Below are 24,040 nucleotides of genomic sequence, written 5' to 3'. Positions count from 1 at the left end.
CCCGCCGCCGAGCCGGACCCCGGCTCCCGCGCACGACCGAACCACCGACCGATCCACACCACGGGAGATCCCGCATGTCCGAATGGCTGGTCCTGGCCATCGCGATGGCGCTCGTCTGCGCGCTCGTCCTCGCCTGCACCGCATTGCGGCACCGCCGCGTCGCCGCCGACGAGGACACCAGCGAAACCCCCGACGTCATCGAGTACATGACGATGATGGTCGGGGTGGTCTACGCGATCGTGCTCGGCCTGGCCATCGCGGGCGTCTGGGAGGCGCGCGGCGCCGCCGAGGACAACGTGCGCCGCGAGGCGCAGTCCTTGTACGAGGTGACCCAGCGCGCCGACGTCTACCCGGCGCCGGTGCGCGACCGGATCCGCGGCGAGGTGGACGCGTACGTCACGCACACCGTCAACGTGGACTGGCCGCTGATGACCTCCGGCGCGAACGCCTCCCCGCAGGGCGCCACCCTGCTGGGCGCCCTGCGCAGCGACGTCACCCACCAGAGCCCGGCGAACGAACTCCAGGCGCAGGCCTACCAGCCGCTGCTGGACCAGATCGCCGGCGCGGACGACGCCCGCCACTCGCGCACCCAGAGTTCGGGCGCCACCCTGCCGGGCGTGATCTGGTTCGGGCTGCTCGCCGGCGGTGTGGTCACCATCGGGCTGATCTTCACGCTGCAGATCCGCCGCTCAGGACGCGAACTGCTGCTGGCCGGGCTCTTCAGCGGGCTGATCGTCTTCCTGCTGTTCATGGTGTGGAGCTTCGACGCCCCCTACGGCCGGGAGGGAATCGATTCGGCGGCCCCGTTCCAGGACCTGTTCCCCTCGCTGGCGTTCGCCCTCGGCAAGTAGCCGGGGCGAGCCGGGTCGGGCCGAGCCGGGCCGACCGTCAGGTCCCGGCCGGTTCCATCGGCTCCACCGGCCCGGTGCGATCCGCTCCGGGCCGCTCGGCCGCCCGTTCCGCGCGCCGGGTGAAGCCCAGCTCCCGTTCCGTCAGCGGCGGGCCGGTGAGCTGGGGCATCCGCGGCCCGCGCAGCGCGTGCAGCAGCACCCGGGGCCGCACCAGCGTGGTGATCGGCGCCGACAGCGTCATCACCTCGGTGAGCGCGGTCGCCACCACGAAGTCCGCGGTGGCGGTCCGCACCAGGCGGCCCACATACCGCGAGAGCAGCCTGTCGGCCGCGCCCGGGCGCTTGCCGACGGCGTCCGGATAGAAGATGTCCTGCCCGGTCGCCAGGTCCCAGGCCACCGACACCGGCGCGGCGACGGCCCGCTGGGTCCGCCGGGACAGCCCGGCCGCACGCAGCCCGCCGCCCTCCACCAACGACCGGCGCAGCGCCCGCGCACCCTGGGCCGCCACCGACATGCCGTGGCCGTACACCGGGTTGTAGGAGGCCACGGCGTCGCCGAGGACGACGTACCCCTCGGGCCAGACCCGGGACTTCTCGTAGTAGCGGCGCCGGTTGGCGGTGTGGCCGAAGGTGGCCACCTCGGACAACGGCTCGGCGTACTGGATCAGTTCCGCGACGACCGGATGGCGGGCGGAGCGGGCGAAGGACTCGAAGGCGGCGCCGTCCGCGGTCGGTTGACCGCCCCTGGTGCCGGAGAGGGTGACCAGCCAGCGGCCGCCCTCGACGGGGATGATGACCGCGGTCTTGCCGGGGCGCGGATCGTGGGCCACGGACTGGACGTTGACCACGGGGAAGTTCTTCTCGGTGCCGGGCGGTGCCTGGTAGAGGCGGCTCGCGTACACCAGGCCCGAGTCCACCAGCTCCTCGCGCACCGGCGGCACGCCGAGTTCGCGCAGCCACTGCGGGGTACGGGTGCCGCGGCCGCTCGCGTCCACGACGAGGGCGGCCGCGAGGCGCTCCTCGTCGCCCTCCGCGGTGGTGATCCGCAGCCCGGTGACCCGCCCGGCGTCACCGGTGAGCCCCAGTACCCGGGTGTCCTGGACGACGCGGACGTTGGCCAGGGCGGCGACCTGCTCGCGCACGGCCCAGTCGACCAGGTCCCGGGTCGCGGCGAACAGGTAGTGGGTGGGCCGCCAGCGGCGGTACCAGCCGCCGGGGGAGAGGGCCACCATGCCCGAGGTGAGCGGGATCCGGTGCGCGCCCGCCGCGAGGAGCCGCTCGGAGAAGCCGGGCAGCAGGCCCTCGATGGCCTCCGCGCCGCCCGACCAGAGCAGGTGCGCGTGCTGGGCCTGGGGGAGGAAGGCGCGGGCCGCGGGGGTGGCGGGCAGGACGTCGCGCTCGATGACCGTGACCCGGTCGGCGTACGGGGCGAGCGCCGCGGCGGCGAGCATTCCGGTCAGGCCGCCACCGATGACGACGGCCTCCCGCCGCGTGGTCGGCGTACCGCGCCCGGCGGCCGCCGGGTCACCGACCGTCGTGCCGTCGGCCGCCGGGCCACCGGTCGCCGCGCTGTCGGCCGCCGGGCCCCGGGCGGGGCCCTCGGCCGCGGAGCGCGGCGCCGGTATCCGTCTCGGCCCGCAGGACAGGTCGCCGCTCGTGGTCTCGCTCATGGGTGACTGCTTTCCGTACTGGCCGCGTGCCGGCGGGTCCGTGCTACTGCGGGGGAACGCAGGGCGCGCGAGATGCGTTCGAGATCGCGCGGGCCCTGTGCGGTCGGCGAGGTGTAGGCGTCCGCCGAACCGATGACCTTCTCCTCCGGATCGGCCGCGCGCGCCCGGACGGCGGCGGCGACCATCACCGCCTCGGCCGTGGCATCGGCTTGGGCGGTCCCCGCGCCCGCCGCGAGGGCGGTGGTCCGGGCGCGGTCGCGCAGGTCGTGGTCGAAGTAGGGATCGAGGTGGAGGATCCCGTCGTGGATGTCGGCCACCCGTTGGGTGACGCGCAGGTCGGCCGGCGACCACCACGAGATCCGCACGGCGCGCGAACCGTGCGGGACGACCGCGTGCAGTTCGCGCCACAGGGGCCCGAGCCGGTGGTACGTCGCCCAGGTCTGCCAGAAGGCCGACAGCCGCTGCACGACCAGCGGCAGCACGAAGCCCGTCCCGATCAGGAGGGCGGAGAAGGAGGCGACGGGCGGGGCCACGGTGGTGCTGAGCACGTCCAGGTCCTGGCCGGCCCAGCGGGCCGTGACGGCGGCGAACTTCGCCGCGTCGAAGACCAGGTTGAGCATGAACCCGCAGACCATGAGGATCAGCCCCGAGCGCAGCGAACCGCGCACGTGCAGGGACCAGCGCCGGCACAGCACGGTCATCACGACGGCCGCCACGGTGTGCGCCACGAGGTAGATGAGGATCATCTCGCGGATGTAGGGCGTGTTCGCGTAGTACGTGTCGAAGTCCCGCAGCCGTTCCACCGGGGCGCCACCGATGGCGAACAGGCTGAACTGCGACAGGATCACGGCGCTGTAGGAGCCCACGCACCAGCGGGAGAGGGTGCGCGCACGGTCGTCGGGGCCGCCCCGCCAGTTGATCAGCAGCAGCAGGCAGGACGCGCTGAAGGCGGTGAGGATGCAGTAGACCAGCGGCGCGGAGAAGTTGGGTACGCCGGTGATCCGGTTGACGGCGGCGATCGTGGGCGGCGCGGCGAAGAAGAACACCGAACTGGCGACGAGCAGGAGCACGCTGACGGCCCGTACCAGGGGATCGCGCCAGTGCCGGATCAGGCCCGGCAGCTTGCAGGTGAAGGCGATCACCAGCACACCGGCCGGAATGTAGAAGTCCAGGCCCTTCACTCGTTCAGCCCGCTCTCAGCCAGGTCAGTGGCCGCAGCCCAGGGTTCAGCACGTTCTCAGCCTCGGGGTCCTCGGTAGCCGAGGGACGCCTCGATGCGTCCCGCCAGCTCGTCGCGTTGGGTCGGTCCCGGCCCCAGGGAGGCCGAGAGCCATGGACGGCACTTGCTGCCGAGCAGCAGGCCGAAGGTCTCCGCCTCCGTCTCCTCCTGGACGTCGGCGCGGGTGCGCGCGGCGACCCGGCGGACCGTTTCGCTCAGGTCGGCCTCCTCGGACAGCAGACGGGCGGCCACGGCCGCGCCGTCCACGTGGTGGCTGCAGTGGCCCGCCTTCATGTGCCACAGCTCGTGGCCGAGGATCACCAGTTGGTGGTCCGGGGCGGTGCGTTCCTCCACGACGACGAGGTCACGGTCCTCCATGTCCAGCCACAGGCCGCTGGCCGTCCCCGGGGGGAACGAGGCCATGCGGAACTCCACCGGACGGCCGCGGTGTTTGCTCATGCCCTTGCACAGGGTGGTGTAGAGGTCCACGGGTTCCACGGGGGCGGCCAACCGGATGGCCGCCACCAGCTCTCCGCACAGCCGCCGCTGCTCTCTGCCTATGCTCACCGTTCTCCCCGTCGGCGCGGATCCGGATCAGGACTCTAGGGTCGGACCCAGCTTTTCGACTGGGTCATGATTGGGTCGGTTTGACGCTTTCGAGGAGCAGGTCCAGCCATTCCGTCACCTTGTCCCGGTGTTTGTCACTGGGCAGTTGGGCGGCGCGCCAGGCGATGCCCCGGACACCGTGGTCCTGGAGGAGTCTTGCCAGCGGATCGCCCGTTGAAGCCTGCGCGGAGGCGAGCTGTCGCTCCCGCGCCGCGAAGTCCTGGAGCAACTGCTGCTCGGTGCGCAGCAGTGCGTCGGTCAGGGCGTCGGCGTCGTGGGCGGCCAGGAAGCCCGCGTGCACCCCGAAGAAGCGCTGGATCGCGTCACAGTGCTCCATCGTGGGCCGGCGGTCGCCGTTGATCAGGGCGCCGGCCTGCTGTCGGGACATGGCCGCGCCGTCCGCGATCTCCTGCTGCGTGTAGCGGCGCCCGTTGGGCTTGACGCGGGTGCGCCGCAGCAGGTCCAGGCGTTGCAGGAAGCGGGTCTGCAGGTCGGGCTCGCCGGTCGGGCGGCCCTCCAGCAGGTCCTTGACCACGTCGGCCGGAACCCCGGAGGCCTCCGAGAGGCGCCGCAGGTCGAAGACCTCGCTCTGGTCGCGTCCTAGCTTGCCCGCGAGTTCGGCGACGCGCGTTACGGTGGCTGCCAAGGGCACGTTGGCCACCGCGACGGGAGCCGGGAAGCCGTCTGTCACCAGTGGTTCTCCTAGATCGCGCGAGGGTCGGTTCGGGCACATGGTCGGCTCCTGGAGGCTAACCCTTCTCCCATCGAAGGGCTAGAACTTGCCACAGCTGTGGCGTGAATGAGCCGTCACGAGGCTGGAATTGCCACAATAGTTGACACTCGAATGAAGTCGGTAGCAGGATCGCCACACGGAAATGAAGATCCAGACCGTGAGGAAGGGGGAGCTCTCGGTGCCACATCTCGCAGCGGTGGGCCCGTCCGATGGCCTCGCCCGAGCCGGTGAGGGGCGCCTGACGGGTGAAGAGCCCGTCCGTGGCGCGGTGCGGTCGGAGCGACGCAAGGAGATTTTGCGCCAGCGGCGCGAAGAGCTGAACCTCAGCCAGGAGGACATGGCCGCCCGTCTGCGCATCAGCGTCCGTGCGTACGGGAATTGGGAACGCGGCCTGGTCAAGGAGTGGACGGACCGCAAGCTGCTCGCCCTCGCCGAAGCGCTGGAGATGAGCGAGCGCCAGTGCTTCTGGCTCTTCCGCGTCATGGTGGACCGCGATCCGCCGCCGACCTGGCGCGCCGCCGAGGAGAACCGGCTGCCCGCCGACCCGGCACAGCGGGACTACCTGCGCGACTACGCCGCGCTCATGGAGGCGGTGCCCTACCCGAGCTTCCTGGTCGACCACCGCTGGGACGTGGCGCTCACGAACTCGGCCTTCGACCAGCTGTTCCAGGCCGTTCGCCCGCATCCCACGGCGCTGCCCGACGACAACTTCCTGCGCTTCGTGCTGTTCCACCCGGACGCCGCGGCCGTGCTGGAGGACCACGAACCGGGCTGGTGCGTACCGCTGCTCGCGCAGTTCGCGACCAGCCTGGCCGCCGACCCCGACGACGAGGGGCTGCGCAGCATCCGCCAGGAGGTGGCCCGCGACCCGTTCATGGAGGCCGCCTACCGCTACGGCGTCCCGCACTGGCTCAGCACCTACGGGGCCGATGCGGCCGAGCGCGACGGAGCGGTGCGTTCCGTGCGCCACCCCGACCCGCGCTGGGGCGTGGCCCGCTGCCGGATGGTGGCGGAATCCGGTCGGATGTTGGACGCCATGGGGCTGACCCGGGTCACCCTCATCCTGTCGGCGCCGCAGGGCGTACCGGTCGGGCCCGCGCCGGTCGGCGCCGGGCGTCCGCCGCAGACCTCGGCGCGCCTGCGCGCCGTGCCGTCGCCGGTCGACTGACCGACCGGGTGACACTGGTGCCACGGAACGTGGCACGGAGGGCCGTGCCGCACCCGCCGCCGTCCGTGTCACCGAACGTGGCACGGACGCGTGGCGCGGGAGCCGTGCCACGACGCGTGGCACGGGACGGCTGGTACGGGCCCGGGGCGCTCCTCGGAGCCCGGGCTCGGAGCGCGGCGGGCGACGCCGCGCGGGCGAAGGGCGGTTGGGCGTGCGGCTGACGATCCTCGGCGGGGGCGGTTTCCGGGTACCGCTGGTGTACGGGGCCCTGCTCGGCGACCACGCCGAGGGCCGCGTGACCCGCGTGACGCTCTACGACGCCGATCCCGGCCGCCTCGCCGCCATGGCCCGGGTGCTCGCGGACCAGGCCGCCGCCGCGGGGGTGCCCGACGCACCGGAGGTGATCGCCACCAAGGACCTCGACGAGGCCCTGCGCGGGGCCGACTTCGTCTTCTCCGCCCTGCGCGTCGGTGGCCTGGACGGGCGCGCCACGGACGAGCGGGTCGCGCTGGCCGAGGGAGTGCTGGGCCAGGAGACGGTCGGCGCGGGCGGGATCGCGTACGGCCTGCGCACGGTGCCGGTGGCGCGGGAGATCGCGCGCCGGGTGGCCCGTACCGCCCCCGGGGCCTGGGTCATCAACTTCACCAATCCGGCCGGGCTCGTCACCGAGGCGATGGCCGAGGAACTGGGCGACCGGGTCATCGGGATCTGCGACTCCCCGGTGGGCCTCGGGCGCCGGATCGCCCGGCTGCTGGGCGCCCGCCCCGAGGAGGCGTGGATCGACTACGTCGGCCTCAACCACCTGGGCTGGGTCCGCGGCCTGCACGTCGGCGGCCGCGACGAACTGCCCCGGCTGCTGGCCGACACCGAAGCCCTGGAGTCCTTCGAGGAAGGGCGGCTCTTCGGCGCCGAATGGCTGCAATCGCTCGGCGCGATCCCGAACGAGTACCTGCACTACTACTACTTCAACCGCGAGACGGTCCGGGCCTACCAGGAGGCCCGGCAGACCCGCGGCGCCTTCCTGCGCGACCAGCAGCGGGCCTTCTACGCCGAGGCCGAGCGGCCCGGGCAGCGGCCCGGCGCGGCGCTCGCCGCGTGGGACCGCACCCGGGCCGAGCGCGAGGCCACCTACATGGCCGAGAACCGCGATGCGGCGGGCGCCGGGGACCGCGAGGAGAGCGACCTGGAGTCCGGCGGGTACGAGAAGGTCGCGCTCGCGCTGATGCGGGCCATCGCCCGGGACGAGCGCGCCACGCTGATCCTCAACGTCCGCAACCGCTCCACCCTGTCGGTGCTCGACCCGCAGGCCGTCATCGAGGTGCCCTGCCTGGTCGACGCCAACGGCGCGCATCCGGTGGCCGTCGATCCGCTGCCGTATCACGCGGTCTCTCTGGTGAGCGCGGTCAAGGGCGTCGAACGGGAGGTGCTGGCGGCCGCGGCCAGCGGGTCGCGCCGGGACGCGGTCAAGGCCTTCGCGCTGCACCCGCTGGTGGACTCCGTGGCGGTCGCCCGGCGCCTGCTGGACGGCTACGTGCAGGACCATCCGGGCCTGTCCTACCTGCGCTGATCCCCTCCGGCGGGGTCGGCGCCGGGGTCTGCGGGATGACCCGTTCGGCCGAGCGCCGCATGCGGCCGGGCGGTGGCGCTGTGAGAGTGCGAGATGTGACCACAGCTCCCGCGACAGCCGCCGCGCCGCCCGTGCTCGACCGGCGCCGGCGCAACGTCATCTTCGGCACGATCATGCTCGGTGTGCTGCTGGCAGCCCTCGACCAGACGATCGTGGGCACCGCCCTGCCCACGATCGTGGCGGATCTCGGCGGCGGCGACCACATGTCCTGGGTGGTGACCTCGTACCTGCTCGCGGAGACCGTCGCCACGGTGCTCGTCGGCAAGTTCGGCGACCTCTTCGGGCGCAAGGTCATCTTCCAGATCTCCGCGGTCGTCTTCATCACCGGCTCGTTCCTCTGCGGCCTCGCGAGCAACATGCTCCTGCTCATCGTGTGGCGGGGCGTGCAGGGCATCGGCGCGGGCGGCCTGATGGTCACCTCCATGGCACTGATCGCCGATGTGGTGCCGCTGCGCGAGCGGGGCAAGTACCAGGGCGCGATCGGCGCGGTGTTCGGCGTCGCGACGGTCATCGGGCCGCTGCTGGGCGGGCTGTTCACCGACCACCTGAGCTGGCGCTGGGCCTTCTACGTCAACGTGCCGATCGCCGTCCTGGTGGTCCTGGCCGCGGCCCGGACGATCCCCTCGGTACGGTCGGGCGCCCGTCCGGCGATCGACTACCTCGGCATCGCCCTCGTCGCGATCGGCTCCAGCGCGCTGATCCTGGGCACGAGTTGGGGCGGCAACGAGTACGCCTGGAGCTCGCCCGCCATCATCGGCCTCTTCGTGGGCGGTGTGGTCGCACTCGCCCTGTTCTGCCTGGCCGAGACCCGCGCGGCCGAACCGATGCTGCCCATGCGGCTGTTCCGCAATCCGGTCTTCACGGTGTGCTCCGTGCTGAGCTTCGTCGTCGGTTTCGCGATGCTCGGCGCGATGACCTTCCTGCCGACCTACCTCCAGTACGTGGACGGGGATTCGGCCACCATCTCGGGCGTGCGGACCCTGCCGCTGGTCTTCGGCCTGCTGATCGCCTCCATCTTCAGCGGCAACGTCACCAGCAAGACCGGGCGGTACCGGATCTTCCCCATCGTGGGTTCCCTGGTCATGGGCATCGGGCTCTACCTGCTCTCGCGGATGGGCCCGGGGACCGGTGTGGCCCTCGAATCGCTGTACATGTTCGTGCTCGGCGTCGGGATCGGCCTGTCGATGCAGGTCCTCACCATCGCCGTGCAGAACACCGTGGACTACGCCGACCTGGGCACCGCCACCTCGGGCGTCACCTTCTTCCGGACCCTGGGCAGCGCCTTCGGCACGGCCGTCTTCGGCACCATCTACGCCAACAGCCTCGGGCCCGCCCTGACCTCGGCCGTGGCCCGGGCGGCCAAGGCCACGGGCGGCGACCCCGCACAGATCGCCGCCCAGGCGGGGAACCCGAAGGGCGTGCACGCGCTGCCGCCGGCCGAGTCCGCCCCGGTGATCGCCGCCTACACGGACGCCTTGCAGACCGTCTTCCTGTGGACGGTGCCGGTCGCGGCGGTGGGCTTCGTCGTCGCGCTCTTCCTCAAGCAGGTCGCGCTGCGCGACACCGCCAAGGCCGGCTCGACCGACATGGGCGACGGCTTCGCCTCGCCGGCGACCGCCTCCGGTGATTCGGCCAAGCTGCTGGAACTGGCGGTGGGCAAGATCGTCCGGACCATGGGCCCGGAGCAGGCGCGGGGCATCGTCAGCGCCTCCGACACCCGGCTCGACATGGCGGGCGCGTGGGCGGTCATGCAGGTGGACCTGCTGACCCGCACGGTCGGCTACGCCAGCCTCGGTCTGATCGCCTCCCGCCGCTCGCTGCCCGCCGAGGTGCTGGTGCCCGTCTTCGACCGGATGGTGGCGGAGGGCTACCTGACGCGGGAGGGCAGCTTCTTCTCGCACACCCCGGCCGGTGCGCGCGAGGCCGGGGTGATCTCCGCCGCCTGGGCCGACTGGCTCGGCGACCAGTTGGAGCGCGACCGCGGCAGGCCGCGCAGCGCCGAACTGCGGGTGGCGGCCGACGCCATCGCCAAGCGCCTCCTGGCGGAGGACCTGAACGAGGGCAACTTCGCGCCGCGGGCGGCCGTGCGGTCGTAGCGGACCCGCCGCGCGCTCACGCCGCGGGCGTCGTCCGGTAGTCGTGGGCGGGAGCGGGATCCGGCGGGAGCGCGACGAGGTCCGGGCGCCAGGTGCGCAGCACGGCAGCCGACGGCGGGTAGAGCGCGGTCGGCACCGCGGTCGGCGCGAACCACTCCCACCGGGCGATCTTGTCCGGCTCGGTGACCGCCGGGGTGCCCACGGCCGCCCCGGTCACCGCGGCCGCCGTCAGCCGGGTCAGCCCGGCCGTCGCGTCGAGCCGGACGCCCAGGACCCGTACGTCCGCGGGGGCCACCCGCAGGGCGGTCTCCTCGGCCAACTCCCGCGCGGCGGCCTGCTCGAAGCCCTCACCGGGGTCGACCTTGCCGCCGGGCAGCTCCCACCGCCCGTCGTGGGCCAGGCCGAGCAGGATCCGGCCGTCGGCCGCCACGACGACCAGACCGACCCCGACGACGGCGTTGGCCCGCGCGGCGGCGCGTGAGGGGTGGGCGTGCGCCGCGGTCATGACGCGTCCTTCTCCCGGGTGGTGGGCCTGGCGCGCACGTGGATCCGCTCGCCCTGCGGCCCGAACAGGCTCAGGTACTCGGTGGGTTGTGCGATCGCGTTGAAGAAGGCGTGCGGGGTGCGGGTGTCGAACTCCGCGGCCTCCCCGGCGCCGAGCACCAGGTCGTGGTCGCCGAGCACCAGGCGCAGCCGTCCGGACAGGACGTACAGCCACTCGTAGCCCTCGTGCACGCCCAGCCGGGGGTCGGTGACCGGTCCGGTGGCGGGCGGGAGGATCTGCTTGAAGGCGTGCACTCCGCCGAAGTTCCTGGTCAGCGGGATGTACGTGGTCCCGTGTCGGACGAAGGGGCGCGGGCGGACCCGCGGGTCCCCGGTGTCCGGGGCGCCGACCAGCTCGTCGAGCGCGACGCGGTGTGCCTTCGCCAACGGGAGCAGCAGCTCCAGGGTGGGCCGACGGCGTCCGGACTCCAGCCGGGAGAGCGTGGAGAGGGAGATGCCGGTGGCCTCGCTGAGCTGGGCGAGGGTGGTGCCGCGCTCCTGCCGCAGGGTGCGCAGGCGCGGTCCCACGGTGGTGAGCACCCGTGCGAGGTCCTCTTCGTCGGACCCTGCGGACGCGTCGTTCTCGGCGGCAACCATGATCCCATTTGCCGGTTCGGCAACACCGTTTGTCAAGCGGGATTCCGGGCCCGCATCCTCGCCGCATGAGGACGAACGGTGCGGGTGCGGGTGCGGGTACGGACGGGGCCGGGGCGGAGGTCGTGGTCGTGGGCGGCGGGGCCGCGGGGCTGGGCGCGGCGGTGACCCTGGCCCGCGCCCGGCGCTCGGTCCTGGTGATCGACTCGGGCAGCCCCCGCAACGCCCCGGCCGCACACGTGCACGGGTACCTCGGCCACGACGGCGTACCCCCGGCGGAGCTGCTGTCCCGCGGGCGGGCGGAGGCGATCGGCTACGGCGCCCGGATCGTTCCCGGTACGGCCGTCGCCGCCGACCGGTTGCCCGGGGGCGGCTTCCTCGTGCGCCTCGGCGACGGTTCCACGGTCCGCGCCGCGCGGCTCCTGGTGGCCACCGGTCTGCGCGACGAGCTGCCCGAGGTGCCGGGCCTCGCCGCCCGCTGGGGCCGCGACGTACTGCACTGTCCGTACTGCCACGGCTGGGAGTGGCGGGAGCGCCCGCTCGCGGTCCTGGCCACCGGTCCGCTCGCGGCGCACCAGGCACACCTGTGGCGGCAGTGGACCCCGCGGGTCACCCTGCTGGCGCACACCTGGCGGGTGCCGGACGCGGACCGGGCGGCGCTGGCCGCGCGGGGCGTCGAGGTGGTGGAGGGGGAGGTACGGGGGCTGAGGCTGACCGGGGAGGACCGGCTGGCCGGGGTGACCCTGCGGGGCGGGGCGGCCGTCGCGTGCGAGGCGCTGGTCGTGGCCCCGCGGTTCACGGCCCGTTCGGGGGTGTTGAGCAGCCTGGGGATCACGGCCGTACGGCTGGAGCGCGACGGTCAGGACCTCGGCACCACGGTCGAGGCGGGGCCGGGCGGGGCGACGGCGCTCGCGGGGGTGTGGGTGGCGGGCAACGTGACCTCGCCGACGGACACCGTGATCGCCGCGGCCGCGCAGGGGGTGCGCGCGGGGATGGAGATCAACGCGGATCTGACGGGCGCGGAGGTCCGGGCGGCGGTGGCCGGAGCGGCGGCCGGAGCGGCGGCCGGGGCTGTGGCCGGGGCGGCGCCGGGAGCGAGCGCCGGGTGAGGTGACGGGAGCGAGCGCCGGGTGAGGTGACGGCGCCCGGTGGGTACCGGCGCGCCTCCTCCCACCAGGCGCTCGCTCGTGTGTGCGGGTTTCGCCCGGGCCCGGCCCGCACAGGCTCTGGAGGCGATCTGATCGTCGTACCGCTCGCACCGCACCTTCGGCTCTGGGGGACGCAATGGCACATGTGCTGGTCATCGGAGGCGGTGTCGGAGGCTTGGCCACCGCCCTGCTCGCGGCGCGGCACGGGCACACGGCCGAGCTGTTCGAGCGCGACAGCCGGGCCCCGGGAACCGCCCTGGACCGGGACTTCTTCGGCTGGCGGCGCCCCTCCGTACCGCAGGCGACGCAGCCCCACGTCCTGCTGGGGGCGGCGCGCACGCTGCTGCGCGACGAACTGCCGGACGTGTACCGGGACATGCTCCGCCTCGGCGCACGGGAGCGGCACGAACTGGACTGGTTCGACGAACGCCCGCCCGCCCGGCCCGGCGACGAGGACCTCGTCATGCTCCAGGCCCGGCGCATCGTGCTGGAGAGCGCCCTGGTCACCGCGCTGCGCGGCGAGGCCGGGGTGGTCGCGCGGTACGGCGAGCCGGTCACCGGGCTGCTGACGGAGCGCGCGGCGGGAGCGGAGGCCGGGGCCTGCGCAGGGGTGACGGGGGTGCGCACGGAGCTGGGGGAGTACGGGGGCGACCTCGTCGTGGACGCGGGCGGGCGGCGCGGCGGCGTCGAACGCTGGCTCGCGTCGGCGGGTTGCCGTCCGGCGGTCGTCGAGCGCCACCGCACGGGGATCGCCTACTTCTGCCGCTGGTACCGCCTGCCCGAGGGGTGCCCGGAGGGACCGCGCCGACCGTGGGCGGTCACCGGCGGCCCCTTCGCCGGATGCGCCGTCTTCCCGGCCGACAACGGGGCGTTCGCGGTGACCCTCTTCGTCCACACGCAGGACGAGACCCGCACCGCGCTGCGGGATCCGGCCGTCTTCGAGGCGGTGGCGCGCGCCTTCCCGCCCGGTGCGGCCTGGCTGGAGCTGGGCGCCGAACCGCTCTCCGAGGTCATGGCCACGGCGGGCCTGGACAACCGGTGGAGCGCGTTGGTCGACGAGCGGGGACCGGTGGTCAGCGGGATCGTGCCGATCGGGGACGCGATCACCCACACCAACCCGACCCTGGCGCAGGGCACCTCGCTCGCCCTGTGGGCCGCGCTGCGCGTGGCCCGTACGGCGCACCGCGACCCTGGGTCGGCGCGGTTCGCCGCCGAGCACCACGCGTGGGCGGTGCGCACGCTCAAGCCGTGGTTCGACTTCCAGGTGGTGGCGGACACGGCGGTCGGGGAGCGGTTCGCGACCCGGGCCGCCCGCACCGGTTCGGCCCGCGAGACGGCCGCGCTGTTCGACTGCGCCCTGGAGGACCCGGAGGTGATGCGGGCCCGGGCGCGGGTGCGGCACCTGGTCGACCCGCCGGAGCGGGCCTACGCCGATCCGGAGATCCGGGCCCGGGTCGCGCGGTGGTTGGCGCGGCGCCCCGACTACGCACCGGGCACGGCCGGACCGGACCGCGAGGAGTGGGAGAAGCTCACCCGGCCGCTCGCGCAGCCGTAGCCCGAGCGGGTCGCGTCGCCGGTGGTGGGGATCCGCCGTGACGCCGTGGGTGCGGGTGCTGATCACCGACGCGGTCACGAAGGGAGGATGTCGCCCAGGTTGTACTCGGGTTCTTCGAGCTGCTCGTAGGTGCACGAGGCGGCGGTGCGGTCCGGGCGCCATCTCCGGAAGCGGGCCGTGTGCCTGAACCGGGGGGCCTGGGCCGTGGTGTAGGACAGGGTGTCGTACGCGACCTCCAGTACGAGTTCGGGGCGCAGCGGTACCCAGGAGAGGTCCCTTTTGCCGGTCCATCGGCTCTGGGCGCCCGGCAGGCGGGCGCTCTCGTGGGCGGACTCCTCGGCCCAGTCCGCCCACGGGTGGCCCTCGGGGCTCGGCATGCGCAGGGGGGCCAGTTCCTCCACCATCTCGGCGCGGCGCTTCATGGGGAAGGCGGCGCAGACGCCCACGTGTTGGAGCGCGCCGTGCCCGTCGTGGAGGCCGAGCAGGAGCGATCCGATGATCGGACCGCTCTTGTGGAAACGGAAACCCGCGACGACGGTGTCGGCCGTACGCTCGTGCTTGATCTTGAACATGATTCGGGCATCGGGCCGGTAGGGCAGATCGAGCGGTTTCGCGATCACCCCGTCGAGCCCGGCGCCCTCGAACCGCTCGAACCACTCCCGCGCGAGCGCGGGGTCGGTGGTCGCGGGCGCCAGATGAACGGGGGGACGGGCCGTGGACAGGGAGCGGGCGAGTGCGGTGCGCCGGTCGGCGAGCGGGGTGTCGAGGAGCGCCTCGTCGCCGAGCGCGAGCAGGTCGAAGGCGATGAAGCGGGCCGGGGTGGTACCGGCCAGGAGGGTGACGCGGGACGCCGCGGGATGGATGCGTTCGGTCAGGCGGTCGAAATCCAGCCGCCCGCCCTGAACGATGACGATCTCCCCGTCCACGACGCAGCGCGGGGGCAGCTCCGTTCGGAACGCCGCGACCAGTTCGGGGAAGTAGCGGGTCAGGGACTTGCCGGTGCGGCTGCCGATCTCGATCTCGTCGCCGTCCCGGTGGACGATGGCGCGGAAGCCGTCCCACTTGGCCTCGTACTGCATGCCCGCGGGAATCTCGGTCACGGACTTCGCGAGCATCGGCTTCACCGGGGGCATCACGGGCAGGTCCACGCCACCTCCACCAGGTCCTCTCGGTCGCCCCGACCTTCTGGACGACCCGTTCCTACGATTCTGCGGCGCTACGTCCCACCTCGCCCGGTATGCGAGGTGTGCCGGGCCCGCCTACCGTGGCGCACATGGGTGCTGCGGGCAATGCGATCGAGCTGGAAGCGGGCGGGCGGGCCGTACGGCTGTCGAGCCCGGACAAGATCTACTTTCCCGAGCGCGGCCTGACCAAGCTGGACGTCGCCCAGTACTACCTGGCCGTGGCGCAGGGCATCACGCGCGCCCTGCGCGACCGGCCGACGACCCTGGAGCGGTTCCCGGACGGGGTGGACGGCGAGTCCTTCTTCCAGAAGCGCGCGCCGAAGAACCTGCCCGAGTGGATCCCGACCGCCCACATCGCCTTCCCCAGCGGGCGGACGGCCGACGAGATCTGCCCGACCGAGCCGGCCGCCGTGCTCTGGGCCGCGAACCTCGGCTGCCTGACCTTCCACCCGTGGCCGGTGCGGCGCGCGGACACCGACCGTCCCGACGAGCTGCGCATCGACCTCGATCCGCAGCCGGGGACGGACTACCACCACGCGGTGGCGGCGGCCCACGAGCTGCGCGCGCTGCTGGACGAGCTGGGCCTGCGCGGCTGGCCCAAGACCTCGGGGGGCCGGGGCCTGCACGTCTTCGTGCCGATCGAGCCCCGCTGGACCTTCACCGAGGTCCGCCGATGCGCGATCGCGCTGGGCCGGGAGCTGGAGCGCCGGATGCCCGGCAAGGTCACCACGGCCTGGTGGAAGGAGGAGCGGGGCGAGCGGATCTTCTTCGACTACAACCAGACCGCGCGCGACCGCACCATCGCATCCGCCTACTCCGTACGCCCCCGCCCCCACGCCCCGGTCTCGGCACCCCTGCGCTGGGACGAGGTGGAGGCGGCCGAGCCGCGGGACTTCGACATCGTGACGATGCCGAAGCGCTTCGCCGAGCTGGGCGACGTCCACGCGGACATGGACGACCACGCCTTCGGCCTGGAAGCGGTCCTGGCCCTGGCGGACCGCGACGAGCACGAGCGCGGGATGGGCGACATGCCCTACCCCCCGGACTACCCGAAGATGCCGGGCGAGCCGAAGCGGGTCCAACCGAGCCGCGCCCGGCACGAGGACACCCCCTGAGACGCCCCGATCAACGCTGCCGTGCGGCCCTGTTGATCGGTCGTTGATCGGACGTACATCCGGCGCGGTGAGTATCTGCGCATGTCGATGAACACGAGCGAACGCACGGCGACGGCGACGACGGACGTCTCCTGGTACGAACTGGCACTCTGCGCGCAGACGGGCCCCGGCTTCTTCTTCCCGGAGCCCGGGTCCTCCCTGCGGGACGCGAAGCGCCTGTGCGGAGCCTGCGAGGGACGGGTCGCCTGCCTGGAGTACGCCCTGGCCAACGACGAGCGCTTCGGCGTCTGGGGCGGTCTCTCGGAGGGCGAACGCCACGCCCTGCGCCCGCGCGGTTGACGCGTCGGCCCGGCCGCGTCGCTCACGAACGCGGCGGTCCCCCGGCGGAGCGGGGCTCTGCCGGGGGACCGCCGTCACACGTCACACCGCTGCTACACGTCACACCGCCGTCGCGCCGAACACGGCGCGGGGCCGGGTCCCGACCGCTCGCGATCAGGCCTTGCGGGCCGCGATGCGCGCCGCGCGGGCGGCGAGGCGCTCGTCGAACTTGCGGGCCTCGGAGTCCAGGCCGCTCATGTACATGCCCAGCTCGTCCTGGGCCTGCCGGCCGTCGGGGCCGAGGCCGTCGATGTCCATGACCTTGAGGAAGCGGAGCACCGGGCTCAGCACGTCGTCGTGGTGGATGCGCATGTTGTAGATGCCGCCGATGGCCATCTGGGCCGCGGCCCGCTCGAAGCCCGGCATGCCGTGCCCCGGCATCCGGAAGTTGACGACCACGTCGCGCACGGCCTGCATCGTCAGGTCCGGGGCCAGCTCGAAGGCGGAGCCGAGCAGGTTGCGGTAGAAGATCATGTGCAGGTTCTCGTCGGCCGCGATGCGGGCGAGCATCCGGTCGCAGACGGGGTCGCCCGACTGGTGGCCGGTGTTGCGGTGCGAGATGCGGGTGGCCAGCTCCTGAAAGGCGACGTACGCCACCGAGTGCAGCATCGAGTGCCGGTTGTCGGACTCGAAGCCCTCCGACATGTGCATCATCCGGAACTCTTCGAGCTTGTCCGGGTCCACCGCGCGGGACGCGAGCAGGTAGTCGCGCATCACGATGCCGTGGCGCCCCTCCTCCGCGGTCCAGCGGTGCACCCAGGTGCCCCAGGCGCCGTTGCGACCGAAGAGGGAAGCGATCTCGTGGTGGTAGCTGGGGAGGTTGTCCTCGGTGAGGAGGTTGACCACCAGCGCCGTGCGGCCGATGTCGGTGACCTTGGACTGGCCGACCGCCCACTCCTCGCCGTCCTCGAAGAACCCCGGGAAATTGCGCCCGTCGCTCCACGGAACGTACTCGTGGGGCATCCAGTCCTTCGTCACCTTCAGGTGACGGTTGAGCTCTTTCTCCACCACCTCTTCCAGCGCGAACAGCAGCTTGGCGTCGGTCCACGCCTCCGAGCTGCCGAGGTGGGGAGAGGTGATCGTCACGGGTGCTCCTGGGGACAAAGCGAATACCTACGGTTCCGTAGCCTACGAACCCGTAGGTTAAGCGCGGCATCAAGAGGAACCAAGCCCCACCCCTGGGGGTGCCTGGTTACGTCCGGTTATGTATGCAGTTCCGGGCGGCGCCGGGACGCGCAAAGTCACACCAGAAGGTGATCTGCGGCACCCCCCTTGACCGCGGTGATCAGCGCGCGGAGCGCTTCCCTGGAGTCCGAGACGTAGGCGGCGGAGCCGGTCGTGCCGATGTAGGCCCTGCCGTCGGCGTCCAGGCCGAAGCGGAAGCAGTTCGCCCCCTCGCTGCAAAAGGCCAGGTCCCAGTCGATGGCGGGGGCGGTGGCCGCGGTGGTCGTCGCGCTCATGTCGTCCTTCTTCCGGTGTCCGTGGTGTTCGTGGTGTTCGGGGTACTCGGGGTGCCCGGGGTGCTCGGGATGTCGGTGTCCGTGGTGTCGCTCGGTGCGCACACGGGTCCCGCGCGCGGCGGGTTCACCGTGTGCGCGCGGGCCTCACAGGTCCCGCGCGATCGCGCGGATGGCGTCGCGGGAGGCGGTCACGGTCAGTGACAGACCTCGGAGCCGCTCCAGCAGCCCCCGGTAGCGCAGCAGCTCCTCCTGCGAGTCCAGGAGCGCCGACCCGTGCGCGCTGTCGAGCTGCACGGTGTCCAAACGGCTCATCGTCGCCGCCGCGTAGGTGAACGACTGGCCCGCGCCGGGCAGGCCGCCCGCGGTGAAGGGGATCACCCGGACCGTCGTGCGCTCGCGCTCCGACTCCGCCAGGATGTGCTCCAGTTGCGCCCGTGCCGCCCCCGGCCCGCCGAACTGCATGCGCAGCGCCGCCTCGTGCACCACCGCTTCGTAGGCCGGGGGCCGCTCGCGCGCGAAGATCCGCCGCCGGCCCATGCGCAGCGCCAGTCGGGCCCGCACCTCGGCCGCCGGGAGCGGCGGGTCGGCGGTTTCGAAGACCGCTCGCGCGTGGGCCTCGGTCTGCAGCAGGCCGGGTATGTGCGCGGTCACGGCCGTGTGCAACTCGACGCTGTGGTGCTCCAGTTCGCAGATGTCGAGCAACCCCGGCGGCAGCAGGGCGCGATGCTCCTCCCACCACCCCTTGTCGCGCTCCCGGGTCATCCCCGCGAGCAGGTCCACGAGCGCGGCGTCGGGGCAGGCGTAGTGGTGGGCCAGCGTGCGGACCCGCTCCGGGGTGATGCCGAGCCGGCCGGACTCGATGTTGGGGATGCGGGTGCGGTCGACCCCCAGCAGCGCCGCGGCCTGTTGCACGGTCGTGCCCGACCGCTCGCGGAGTCTGCGCAGCTCGGTGCCCAGGCGCTGCTGGCGGGCGGTCGGCGTGCTCCTCGGTGGCATGGCGCGGTTCCCCTCTCCTGGAATGCCCTGAGAAAGCGGTAGGCGGACATGCGGCTCGTGAGCACGGTGCACCTACTTACGCTACGTTCAGTAGTGCAAGTGTCACACGGGGCGACCTCTCGGTGCCGGAGGACTGCCCCGGAAGGCTCGGCGGCACGACGACGGGCGCCCGGCGCCCCACCCCGTCAGGGGGGGGCGCCGGGCGCGTCGACGGATGGTGCGGGTCGGCCCCGCCCGGTCCCACCGGGCGGCGCTCAGTCCTGCCACATGGACTCGCGGACCTCCTGCGCCGTGGTCGGGCGCAGTTCGTTGTCGAGCAGCAGCCAGCGGGTGACGCCGATCGACTCCAGGAAGGGCACGTCGTGACTGGCCACGATGAGCGCCCCCTCGTACGAATCCAACGCCTCCGTCAACTGCCGTACGCTCGCCAGGTCCAGGTTGTTCGTCGGCTCGTCCAGCATCAGTAGCTGCGGAGCCGGTTCCGCCAGGAGCAGCGCCGCGAGCGCCGCCCGGAAGCGCTCGCCGCCCGACAGGGTGCCGGCGGCCCGATCCGCCCGGGCGCCGCGGAAGAGGAAGTGCGCGAGCCGCGCCCGGATCCCGTTGTTCGTGGCCTGCGGCGCGAACCGCGCCACGTTCTCCACCACCGACAGCCCGTCGTCGAGGACGTCGAGCCGCTGCGGCAGGAAGCGCGCCGGTACGTGCACCTCCGCCTCCCCGGCCACCGGCGGGACCAGCCCGGCCACCGTGCGCAGCAAGGTGGTCTTGCCCGAGCCGTTGCGTCCGACCAGGGCGATCCGCTCCGGCCCGCGCATTTCCCACGCGTCCGGGACGGCCGGCGAGCCCGCGTGCGCCAGGTGCAGACCGCGCAGGGTCAGCACGCCGCGCCCGGGCGGCACCAGGGTGGCGGGCAGCTCGATGCGGATCTCGTCGTCGTCGCGCACCGCCTCCACCGCCTGGTCGAGGCGTTCGCGCGCCTGCGCGAGCTTCTCGGTGTGCATGATGCGGTGCTTGCCCGCGGACACCTGGGCCTGCCGCTTCCGCTCGCCCATCACGATCTTGGGCTCGCGCTTGGTGTCGTTCATCTTCTGGCCGTACCGCTTGCGGCGGGCCAACTTGACGTGGGCGTCGGACAGTTCGCGCTTCTGGCGCTGTACGTCGGCCTCGGCGACCCGGACGAGCCGCTCGGCGGTCTCCTGTTCGGCGGCCAGCCCCTCCTCGTAGGCGCTGAAGTTCCCGCCGTACCAGCGGACCTCGCCCTCGCGCAGTTCGGCGATCTGGTCCACCCGGTCCAGCAGTTCCCGGTCGTGGCTGACCAGGACCAGGACGCCGGTCCAGGAGTCGACAGCGGCGTAGAGCCGGCGCCGGGCCCGCAGGTCGAGGTTGTTGGTGGGTTCGTCGAGCAGCAGCACGTCCGGCCGCGCGATCAACAGGGCCGCCAGCCGCAGCAGTACGGACTCGCCGCCGGAGAGCTCGCCGACCGTGCGGTCGAGACCGATCCGGCCCAGCCCCAACTGGTCGAGGGTGGCGGTCGCCCGCTCCTCCACGTCCCAGTCGTCGCCGACCGCGGTGAAGTTGGCCTCGGTGGCCTCGCCCGCCTCGATGGCGTGCAGGGCGGTGCGGATCGCGGCGATGCCGAGCGCCTCGTCCACGCGCAGCGTGGTGTCGAGGGTGACCCCCTGGGGGAGGTGGCCGACCGTACCGGCGACGGCGATCTGGCCGTCGCCCGCGGTCAGTTCACCCGCGATCAGTTTGAGCAGGGTGGACTTGCCCGAGCCGTTGAGACCGATCAGGCCGGTGCGGCCGGGGCCGACGGCGAGCTGGAGCCCGTCGAAGACGGGGGTCCCGTCGGGCCAGTCGAAGGACAGGGCGGAACACGTGACGAACGTAGGGGCATGGCTCATGGAGGCCTCCAGGTTGCGTGAATGGTGCGGTGCAACGCGGGGAGACAGCCGACGACGAGCGCTCCTGACGAAGGGCTTGGGGGGTCGGTGTCTCGGACCTCAGACGAGCAATGTCCTGCTCCGTTTCGGCGGCAATGGGGCGTCTACGAAGCTACGGGGGGCCTCAGCCGCCCGCAAACGGTTTTCGCCGGCCGGAGCCGGGCGGTCGGCGTCGTGCGGTCGGCGTCAACAGGAGTCGCGCATCAGCTCGGCCAGGCTGTGGTCCACGTCCAGGTACAGGTGCTCCAGCCCCGGCGGGACCACGGCCGCGGCCCGCTCCAGGAAGCGGCGAAGCTCGGCGGCGGCCATCAGGACGATGGCGACGCCCTCCGGAGCGTGGAACTCCACCACGGTCCGGCCCGATCCGTACGGCCGCACCCGCACGTCGCCGTGGCCGCACGGACGGTCCAGGCCCGCCTCCAGCAGCTCGCGCGCGAAGGTCCACGAGACCTCGATGCCTTCGAGGGTCGCCGGAGCGGGGAAGGCCATGCGGACGGCGAAGGGATCCGAGCGGTCGTAATGGAAGGTGACGGGGACGGTCTCGACCTTCGGCGCTGCGGCGACCAGACGGGCCTGCACGGCCTGCTCGATGATGGTGATCAAGGCTCGCTCCCTTGCGGCGATCGGTTGCCGGACTGTGGCTGGGGTCCGGCAACCGGATAGACGCGGGAAATCGCCAATCCGTGCATGCGCCGAGGGCGTGAGCTGTGTCACCGAATGGCCGGAACGCCGTCGTGTGATCGTACGGTCCCCCGGTAGCGGCCTTGGGGCGCAAGGGGGAGGGGTGGGCCCGGAGGTCTGTTGAGTGGTTCAACTAAGGCCGGATCCCGCTCACTCCGGGAGCGCAACCGATCACTCGTGTCGCCGTACGGGCACCCTCCGTGAGGGTGGCGCGAGGCGCCCTGGACGGCCACCGCGGGGTGCGTTAGCTTCCGGCGCCATGAGACTTCTGGCAGTTGGCATGAGCGCGGCAGCCCTGGTCGGGGTGCTGGCCGCTCCCGCCCAGGCGCGGACCACCCCCTTACCCGGCCCGTCGGCTCTCCCCGGCCCGTCGGCCCTCCCCGGCCCGTCGGCCGCCCTCGCGTCCGGATCCCCTTCCGGTCTGGCGTGGTCCCTCAAGGCGACGGCCACGGACTCCCGGTTCCGCGGGCTGGCCGCGGTGGACCGCTCGACGGCCTGGGTGTCCGGATCCCAGGGCAAGGTGCTGCGCACCGTGGACGGCGGGCGCAGTTGGGCGGACGTCTCGCCGCCCGGCGCGGCCGGTCTGGAGCTGCGCGACATCGAGGCCTTCGACGCGCGGCGCGCGGTCGCCCTCTCCATCGGCGAGGGCCAGGACTCCCGGGTCTGGTGGACCGAGGACGGCGGGGCCAGCTGGACCGAGACCTTCCGCAACCCCGACCCCCGCGCCTTCTACGACTGCCTGACCTTCTTCGACCCCGCGCACGGGCTGGCCGTCAGCGACCCGGTGGACGGGAAGTTCCGGATCCTGTCCACGGCGGACGGCGGCCGCAGCTGGCGGGTGCTGGCGAACACCGGGATGCCGGACGCGCTGCCCGGCGAGGCCGGGTTCGCCGCGAGCGGGCAGTGCCTGGTCAGCTCGGGTCCGGCCGACGTCTGGCTGGCCACCGGCGGCGGCGCGAACGCGCGCGTGCTGCACTCGGCCGACCGCGGGCTGACCTGGCGCGCGGCCGATTCCACCGTACCGGCGGGCGACCCCGCCAAGGGGGTCTTCGGGCTCGCCTTCCGCGACCGCGGGCACGGCCTCGCGGTGGGCGGCGACTACCGCACCGGGCAGGCGTCCCCGCGGGCCGGGGCGCTCTCCGCCGACGCGGGCCGCACCTGGCGGCCGGCCGGTGCGCCGCCGCCCGCCTACCGCTCCGGGGTGGCCTGGGTCCCGTACACGGCGAGCGTGGCCCTCGCGGTCGGGCCGACGGGTACGGACGTCACGCTCGACGCGGGTCGCAGCTGGCGGCCGCTGGCCACGGGTTCCTTCGACACCGTCGACTGCACCGCGGACCTGGCGTGCTGGGCGGCGGGGGAGAAGGGCCGGGTCGCCCGGTTGGAACCGGGCGACGGCGGCGAGTAGCGCGGGTACCGGTGGCGGCGGACGGCCGCCACCGGGCGCGTCCCCGCGAGCGGGGGCTACGCGAGCGGAGCCTCGCGGACCGCGGCCAGGTCGCCCGAGGTCCTGGTCGCGATGAACTCGGTGATCCGGTAGGCGCAGACGCCCGCCACCGCGAAGGGGTCCTCGGTGGCGATCTCCTCGATCTCGGCGCGGGAGACCCCGCCCGCGAGGATCACACCGCCGTCGCGCGGCACCTTGCGGCCCGAGGCGAGGAAGACGCCCGAGGCGTAGTGGCCGCCCAACCACGCGATGTGCGCGTCCATGTGCTCTTCGACGGCTTCGAGGGGCGCGGTGTAGCTCAACTCCATGACGAACATGATCGCCAGGCTACTCTCGCACCTCATGACGAGTGTGAAGACCCCCGCGGACGAGGCCGAGGCCCGGGCGATACAGGACCGACTGCGCCACCAGGTCGTGCTCACCGAGGCCGGACCGCCGGTCGGCCACGGCCTGGTGACCGGTGTCGACGTGGCCTACGACGACGAGCGCGACCTGGTCGCCGCCGCGGCCGTCGTCCTCGACGCGCGCACGCTGGAGGTCGTCGAGGAGGCGACCGCCGTGGGGCACGTGAGCTTCCCCTACGTCCCGGGCCTGCTCGCCTTCCGGGAACTGCCCACCGTCCTGGCCGCCCTGGACGCGCTGACCTCGGCCCCCGGGCTGGTCGTCTGCGACGGCTACGGGCTCGCGCACCCGCGCGGCTTCGGGCTCGCCTGCCACCTCGGCGTGGTCACGGGACTGGCGACCATCGGCGTCGCGAAGAATCCATTCACCTTCACCTACGAGGAACCGGGCGCCGGCCGGGGCGACTCCTCCCCCCTGCGCGCCGCCGACGGCTCCGTGGTCGGCCGGGCGCTGCGCACGCAGGACGGGATCAAGCCGGTGTACGTCTCCGTGGGCCACCGGGTCTCCCTCGACAACGCGGCCGCCCACACCCTGGCCCTGAGCCCGCGCTTCCGGATCCCCGAGACCACCCGGCACGCCGACTCCCTCTGCCGCAGGGCCCTGCGCGAGGCGGGCTGAGGCGCCGCGGGCA

23 protein-coding genes are annotated in these 24,040 nt (G+C 73.1%); 10 read left to right on the top strand and 13 right to left on the bottom strand.

The genetic code is table 11. The annotated features are described in order from the left end of the window. Positions 1–74 precede the first annotated feature (74 nt). Entirely contained in the window at positions 75–851 is a 777-nt protein-coding gene (locus ACFWAR_RS01740; protein ID WP_385772276.1) for a hypothetical protein, read from the top strand. A 37-nt stretch (positions 852–888) separates the two neighbouring features. Here ACFWAR_RS01740 and ACFWAR_RS01735 read toward each other — a convergent pair whose 3' ends face one another. From ACFWAR_RS01735 to ACFWAR_RS01720, 4 genes are all read right to left on the bottom strand, one after another. Next, entirely contained in the window at positions 889–2,520 is a 1,632-nt protein-coding gene (locus ACFWAR_RS01735; RefSeq protein WP_385772275.1) for an NAD(P)/FAD-dependent oxidoreductase, read from the bottom strand. Continuing rightward, on the bottom strand, positions 2,517–3,701 hold the full coding sequence (locus ACFWAR_RS01730; RefSeq protein ID WP_385772274.1) for an MAB_1171c family putative transporter: 1,185 nt from the start codon (positions 3,699–3,701) through the stop codon (positions 2,517–2,519). The genes ACFWAR_RS01735 and ACFWAR_RS01730 overlap by 4 nt, the downstream gene beginning before the upstream one ends. Positions 3,702–3,757: 56 nt before the next feature. Continuing rightward, positions 3,758–4,306, bottom strand: a complete 549-nt coding sequence (locus ACFWAR_RS01725; RefSeq protein WP_354380820.1) for a toxin-antitoxin system, toxin component — start codon at positions 4,304–4,306, stop codon at positions 3,758–3,760. Between the two features lie 64 nt (positions 4,307–4,370). After that, positions 4,371–5,036, bottom strand: coding sequence for a helix-turn-helix transcriptional regulator (locus ACFWAR_RS01720; RefSeq protein WP_385772273.1), 666 nt, complete (start codon positions 5,034–5,036; stop codon positions 4,371–4,373). A gap of 337 nt (positions 5,037–5,373) precedes the next feature. Between ACFWAR_RS01720 and ACFWAR_RS01715 the strand changes: the two genes are divergently transcribed. From ACFWAR_RS01715 to ACFWAR_RS01705, 3 genes are all read left to right on the top strand, one after another. Next, entirely contained in the window at positions 5,374–6,246 is an 873-nt protein-coding gene (locus tag ACFWAR_RS01715) for a helix-turn-helix domain-containing protein (RefSeq protein ID WP_385772272.1), read from the top strand. A gap of 211 nt (positions 6,247–6,457) precedes the next feature. Then, positions 6,458–7,813, top strand: a complete 1,356-nt coding sequence (locus tag ACFWAR_RS01710) for a 6-phospho-beta-glucosidase (RefSeq protein ID WP_385772271.1) — start codon at positions 6,458–6,460, stop codon at positions 7,811–7,813. Positions 7,814–7,872: 59 nt separating this feature from the next. Next, entirely contained in the window at positions 7,873–9,969 is a 2,097-nt protein-coding gene (locus ACFWAR_RS01705) for an MDR family MFS transporter (protein WP_385772364.1), read from the top strand. A gap of 16 nt (positions 9,970–9,985) precedes the next feature. Here ACFWAR_RS01705 and ACFWAR_RS01700 read toward each other — a convergent pair whose 3' ends face one another. Beyond that, a complete protein-coding gene (locus ACFWAR_RS01700; protein WP_385772270.1) occupies positions 9,986–10,474 on the bottom strand; it encodes an NUDIX domain-containing protein in 489 nt (162 codons plus the stop codon). Further along, a complete protein-coding gene (locus tag ACFWAR_RS01695) occupies positions 10,471–11,109 on the bottom strand; it encodes a helix-turn-helix domain-containing protein (protein ID WP_385772269.1) in 639 nt (212 codons plus the stop codon). The genes ACFWAR_RS01700 and ACFWAR_RS01695 overlap by 4 nt, the downstream gene beginning before the upstream one ends. Before the next feature lie 65 nt (positions 11,110–11,174). Between ACFWAR_RS01695 and ACFWAR_RS01690 the strand changes: the two genes are divergently transcribed. Further along, positions 11,175–12,215, top strand: coding sequence for an NAD(P)/FAD-dependent oxidoreductase (locus tag ACFWAR_RS01690; protein WP_385772268.1), 1,041 nt, complete (start codon positions 11,175–11,177; stop codon positions 12,213–12,215). A gap of 175 nt (positions 12,216–12,390) precedes the next feature. Then, positions 12,391–13,809, top strand: coding sequence for an NAD(P)/FAD-dependent oxidoreductase (locus ACFWAR_RS01685; RefSeq protein ID WP_385772267.1), 1,419 nt, complete (start codon positions 12,391–12,393; stop codon positions 13,807–13,809). A gap of 74 nt (positions 13,810–13,883) precedes the next feature. Here ACFWAR_RS01685 and ACFWAR_RS01680 read toward each other — a convergent pair whose 3' ends face one another. Further along, positions 13,884–14,957 carry an ATP-dependent DNA ligase gene (locus tag ACFWAR_RS01680; protein ID WP_385772266.1) on the bottom strand — a complete coding sequence of 358 codons (1,074 nt, stop codon included), beginning with the start codon at positions 14,955–14,957 and terminating at the stop codon, positions 13,884–13,886. A 125-nt stretch (positions 14,958–15,082) separates the two neighbouring features. Between ACFWAR_RS01680 and ligD the strand changes: the two genes are divergently transcribed. Both ligD and ACFWAR_RS01670 read left to right on the top strand, forming a co-directional pair. Next, positions 15,083–16,108 (top strand): non-homologous end-joining DNA ligase, encoded by a 1,026-nt coding sequence (gene ligD, locus ACFWAR_RS01675; RefSeq protein ID WP_385772265.1) that lies wholly within the window; start codon positions 15,083–15,085, stop codon positions 16,106–16,108. 81 nt (positions 16,109–16,189) lie between these two features. Next, positions 16,190–16,447, top strand: coding sequence for a WhiB family transcriptional regulator (locus ACFWAR_RS01670; RefSeq protein ID WP_385772264.1), 258 nt, complete (start codon positions 16,190–16,192; stop codon positions 16,445–16,447). A gap of 153 nt (positions 16,448–16,600) precedes the next feature. On the opposite strand, the gene ACFWAR_RS01665 is transcribed toward ACFWAR_RS01670, so the two are convergent. From ACFWAR_RS01665 to ACFWAR_RS01645, 5 genes are all read right to left on the bottom strand, one after another. After that, positions 16,601–17,572: an acyl-ACP desaturase gene (locus tag ACFWAR_RS01665; RefSeq protein ID WP_385772263.1), complete on the bottom strand. Its 972-nt coding sequence runs from the start codon at positions 17,570–17,572 to the stop codon at positions 16,601–16,603. Positions 17,573–17,727: 155 nt separating this feature from the next. After that, positions 17,728–17,946, bottom strand: coding sequence for a hypothetical protein (locus ACFWAR_RS01660; protein WP_385772262.1), 219 nt, complete (start codon positions 17,944–17,946; stop codon positions 17,728–17,730). A gap of 144 nt (positions 17,947–18,090) precedes the next feature. Continuing rightward, positions 18,091–18,942, bottom strand: coding sequence for a helix-turn-helix domain-containing protein (locus ACFWAR_RS01655; protein ID WP_385772261.1), 852 nt, complete (start codon positions 18,940–18,942; stop codon positions 18,091–18,093). Between the two features lie 254 nt (positions 18,943–19,196). Next, positions 19,197–20,843, bottom strand: coding sequence for an ABC-F family ATP-binding cassette domain-containing protein (locus ACFWAR_RS01650; protein WP_385772260.1), 1,647 nt, complete (start codon positions 20,841–20,843; stop codon positions 19,197–19,199). Between the two features lie 225 nt (positions 20,844–21,068). Beyond that, positions 21,069–21,485, bottom strand: a complete 417-nt coding sequence (locus ACFWAR_RS01645; RefSeq protein ID WP_354380835.1) for an SsgA family sporulation/cell division regulator — start codon at positions 21,483–21,485, stop codon at positions 21,069–21,071. Between the two features lie 346 nt (positions 21,486–21,831). On the opposite strand from ACFWAR_RS01645, the gene ACFWAR_RS01640 reads away from it, so the two are divergent. After that, positions 21,832–22,968, top strand: a complete 1,137-nt coding sequence (locus tag ACFWAR_RS01640) for a WD40/YVTN/BNR-like repeat-containing protein (protein WP_385772363.1) — start codon at positions 21,832–21,834, stop codon at positions 22,966–22,968. A 56-nt stretch (positions 22,969–23,024) separates the two neighbouring features. On the opposite strand, the gene ACFWAR_RS01635 is transcribed toward ACFWAR_RS01640, so the two are convergent. Next, positions 23,025–23,324 (bottom strand): YciI family protein, encoded by a 300-nt coding sequence (locus tag ACFWAR_RS01635; protein WP_385772259.1) that lies wholly within the window; start codon positions 23,322–23,324, stop codon positions 23,025–23,027. 25 nt (positions 23,325–23,349) lie between these two features. On the opposite strand from ACFWAR_RS01635, the gene ACFWAR_RS01630 reads away from it, so the two are divergent. Then, entirely contained in the window at positions 23,350–24,027 is a 678-nt protein-coding gene (locus tag ACFWAR_RS01630) for an endonuclease V (RefSeq protein ID WP_385772258.1), read from the top strand. Positions 24,028–24,040 lie beyond the last annotated feature (13 nt).

This window comes from Streptomyces sp. NPDC059917 (genome assembly GCF_042730635.1).
GTDB lineage: Bacteria > Actinomycetota > Actinomycetes > Streptomycetales > Streptomycetaceae > Streptomyces.
This window is presented reverse-complemented; position numbering and strand designations above follow the sequence as displayed.

What these genes read in the sequence shown, in the direction of transcription:
- ACFWAR_RS01670 (WP_385772264.1), top strand. Translation starts at nt 16,190, where the DNA reads ATGTCGATGAACACGAGCGAACGCACGGCGACGGCGACGACGGACGTC.
- ACFWAR_RS01700 (WP_385772270.1), bottom strand. Translation starts at nt 10,474, where the DNA reads ATGACCGCGGCGCACGCCCACCCCTCACGCGCCGCCGCGCGGGCCAAC.
- ACFWAR_RS01735 (WP_385772275.1), bottom strand. Translation starts at nt 2,520, where the DNA reads ATGAGCGAGACCACGAGCGGCGACCTGTCCTGCGGGCCGAGACGGATA.
- ACFWAR_RS01655 (WP_385772261.1), bottom strand. Translation starts at nt 18,942, where the DNA reads ATGCCACCGAGGAGCACGCCGACCGCCCGCCAGCAGCGCCTGGGCACC.
- ACFWAR_RS01635 (WP_385772259.1), bottom strand. Translation starts at nt 23,324, where the DNA reads ATGTTCGTCATGGAGTTGAGCTACACCGCGCCCCTCGAAGCCGTCGAA.
- ACFWAR_RS01650 (WP_385772260.1), bottom strand. Translation starts at nt 20,843, where the DNA reads ATGAGCCATGCCCCTACGTTCGTCACGTGTTCCGCCCTGTCCTTCGAC.
- ACFWAR_RS01630 (WP_385772258.1), top strand. Translation starts at nt 23,350, where the DNA reads ATGACGAGTGTGAAGACCCCCGCGGACGAGGCCGAGGCCCGGGCGATA.
- ACFWAR_RS01660 (WP_385772262.1), bottom strand. Translation starts at nt 17,946, where the DNA reads ATGAGCGCGACGACCACCGCGGCCACCGCCCCCGCCATCGACTGGGAC.
- ACFWAR_RS01705 (WP_385772364.1), top strand. Translation starts at nt 7,873, where the DNA reads ATGCGGCCGGGCGGTGGCGCTGTGAGAGTGCGAGATGTGACCACAGCT.
- ACFWAR_RS01740 (WP_385772276.1), top strand. Translation starts at nt 75, where the DNA reads ATGTCCGAATGGCTGGTCCTGGCCATCGCGATGGCGCTCGTCTGCGCG.
- ligD (WP_385772265.1), top strand. Translation starts at nt 15,083, where the DNA reads ATGGGTGCTGCGGGCAATGCGATCGAGCTGGAAGCGGGCGGGCGGGCC.
- ACFWAR_RS01695 (WP_385772269.1), bottom strand. Translation starts at nt 11,109, where the DNA reads ATGGTTGCCGCCGAGAACGACGCGTCCGCAGGGTCCGACGAAGAGGAC.
- ACFWAR_RS01690 (WP_385772268.1), top strand. Translation starts at nt 11,175, where the DNA reads ATGAGGACGAACGGTGCGGGTGCGGGTGCGGGTACGGACGGGGCCGGG.
- ACFWAR_RS01685 (WP_385772267.1), top strand. Translation starts at nt 12,391, where the DNA reads ATGGCACATGTGCTGGTCATCGGAGGCGGTGTCGGAGGCTTGGCCACC.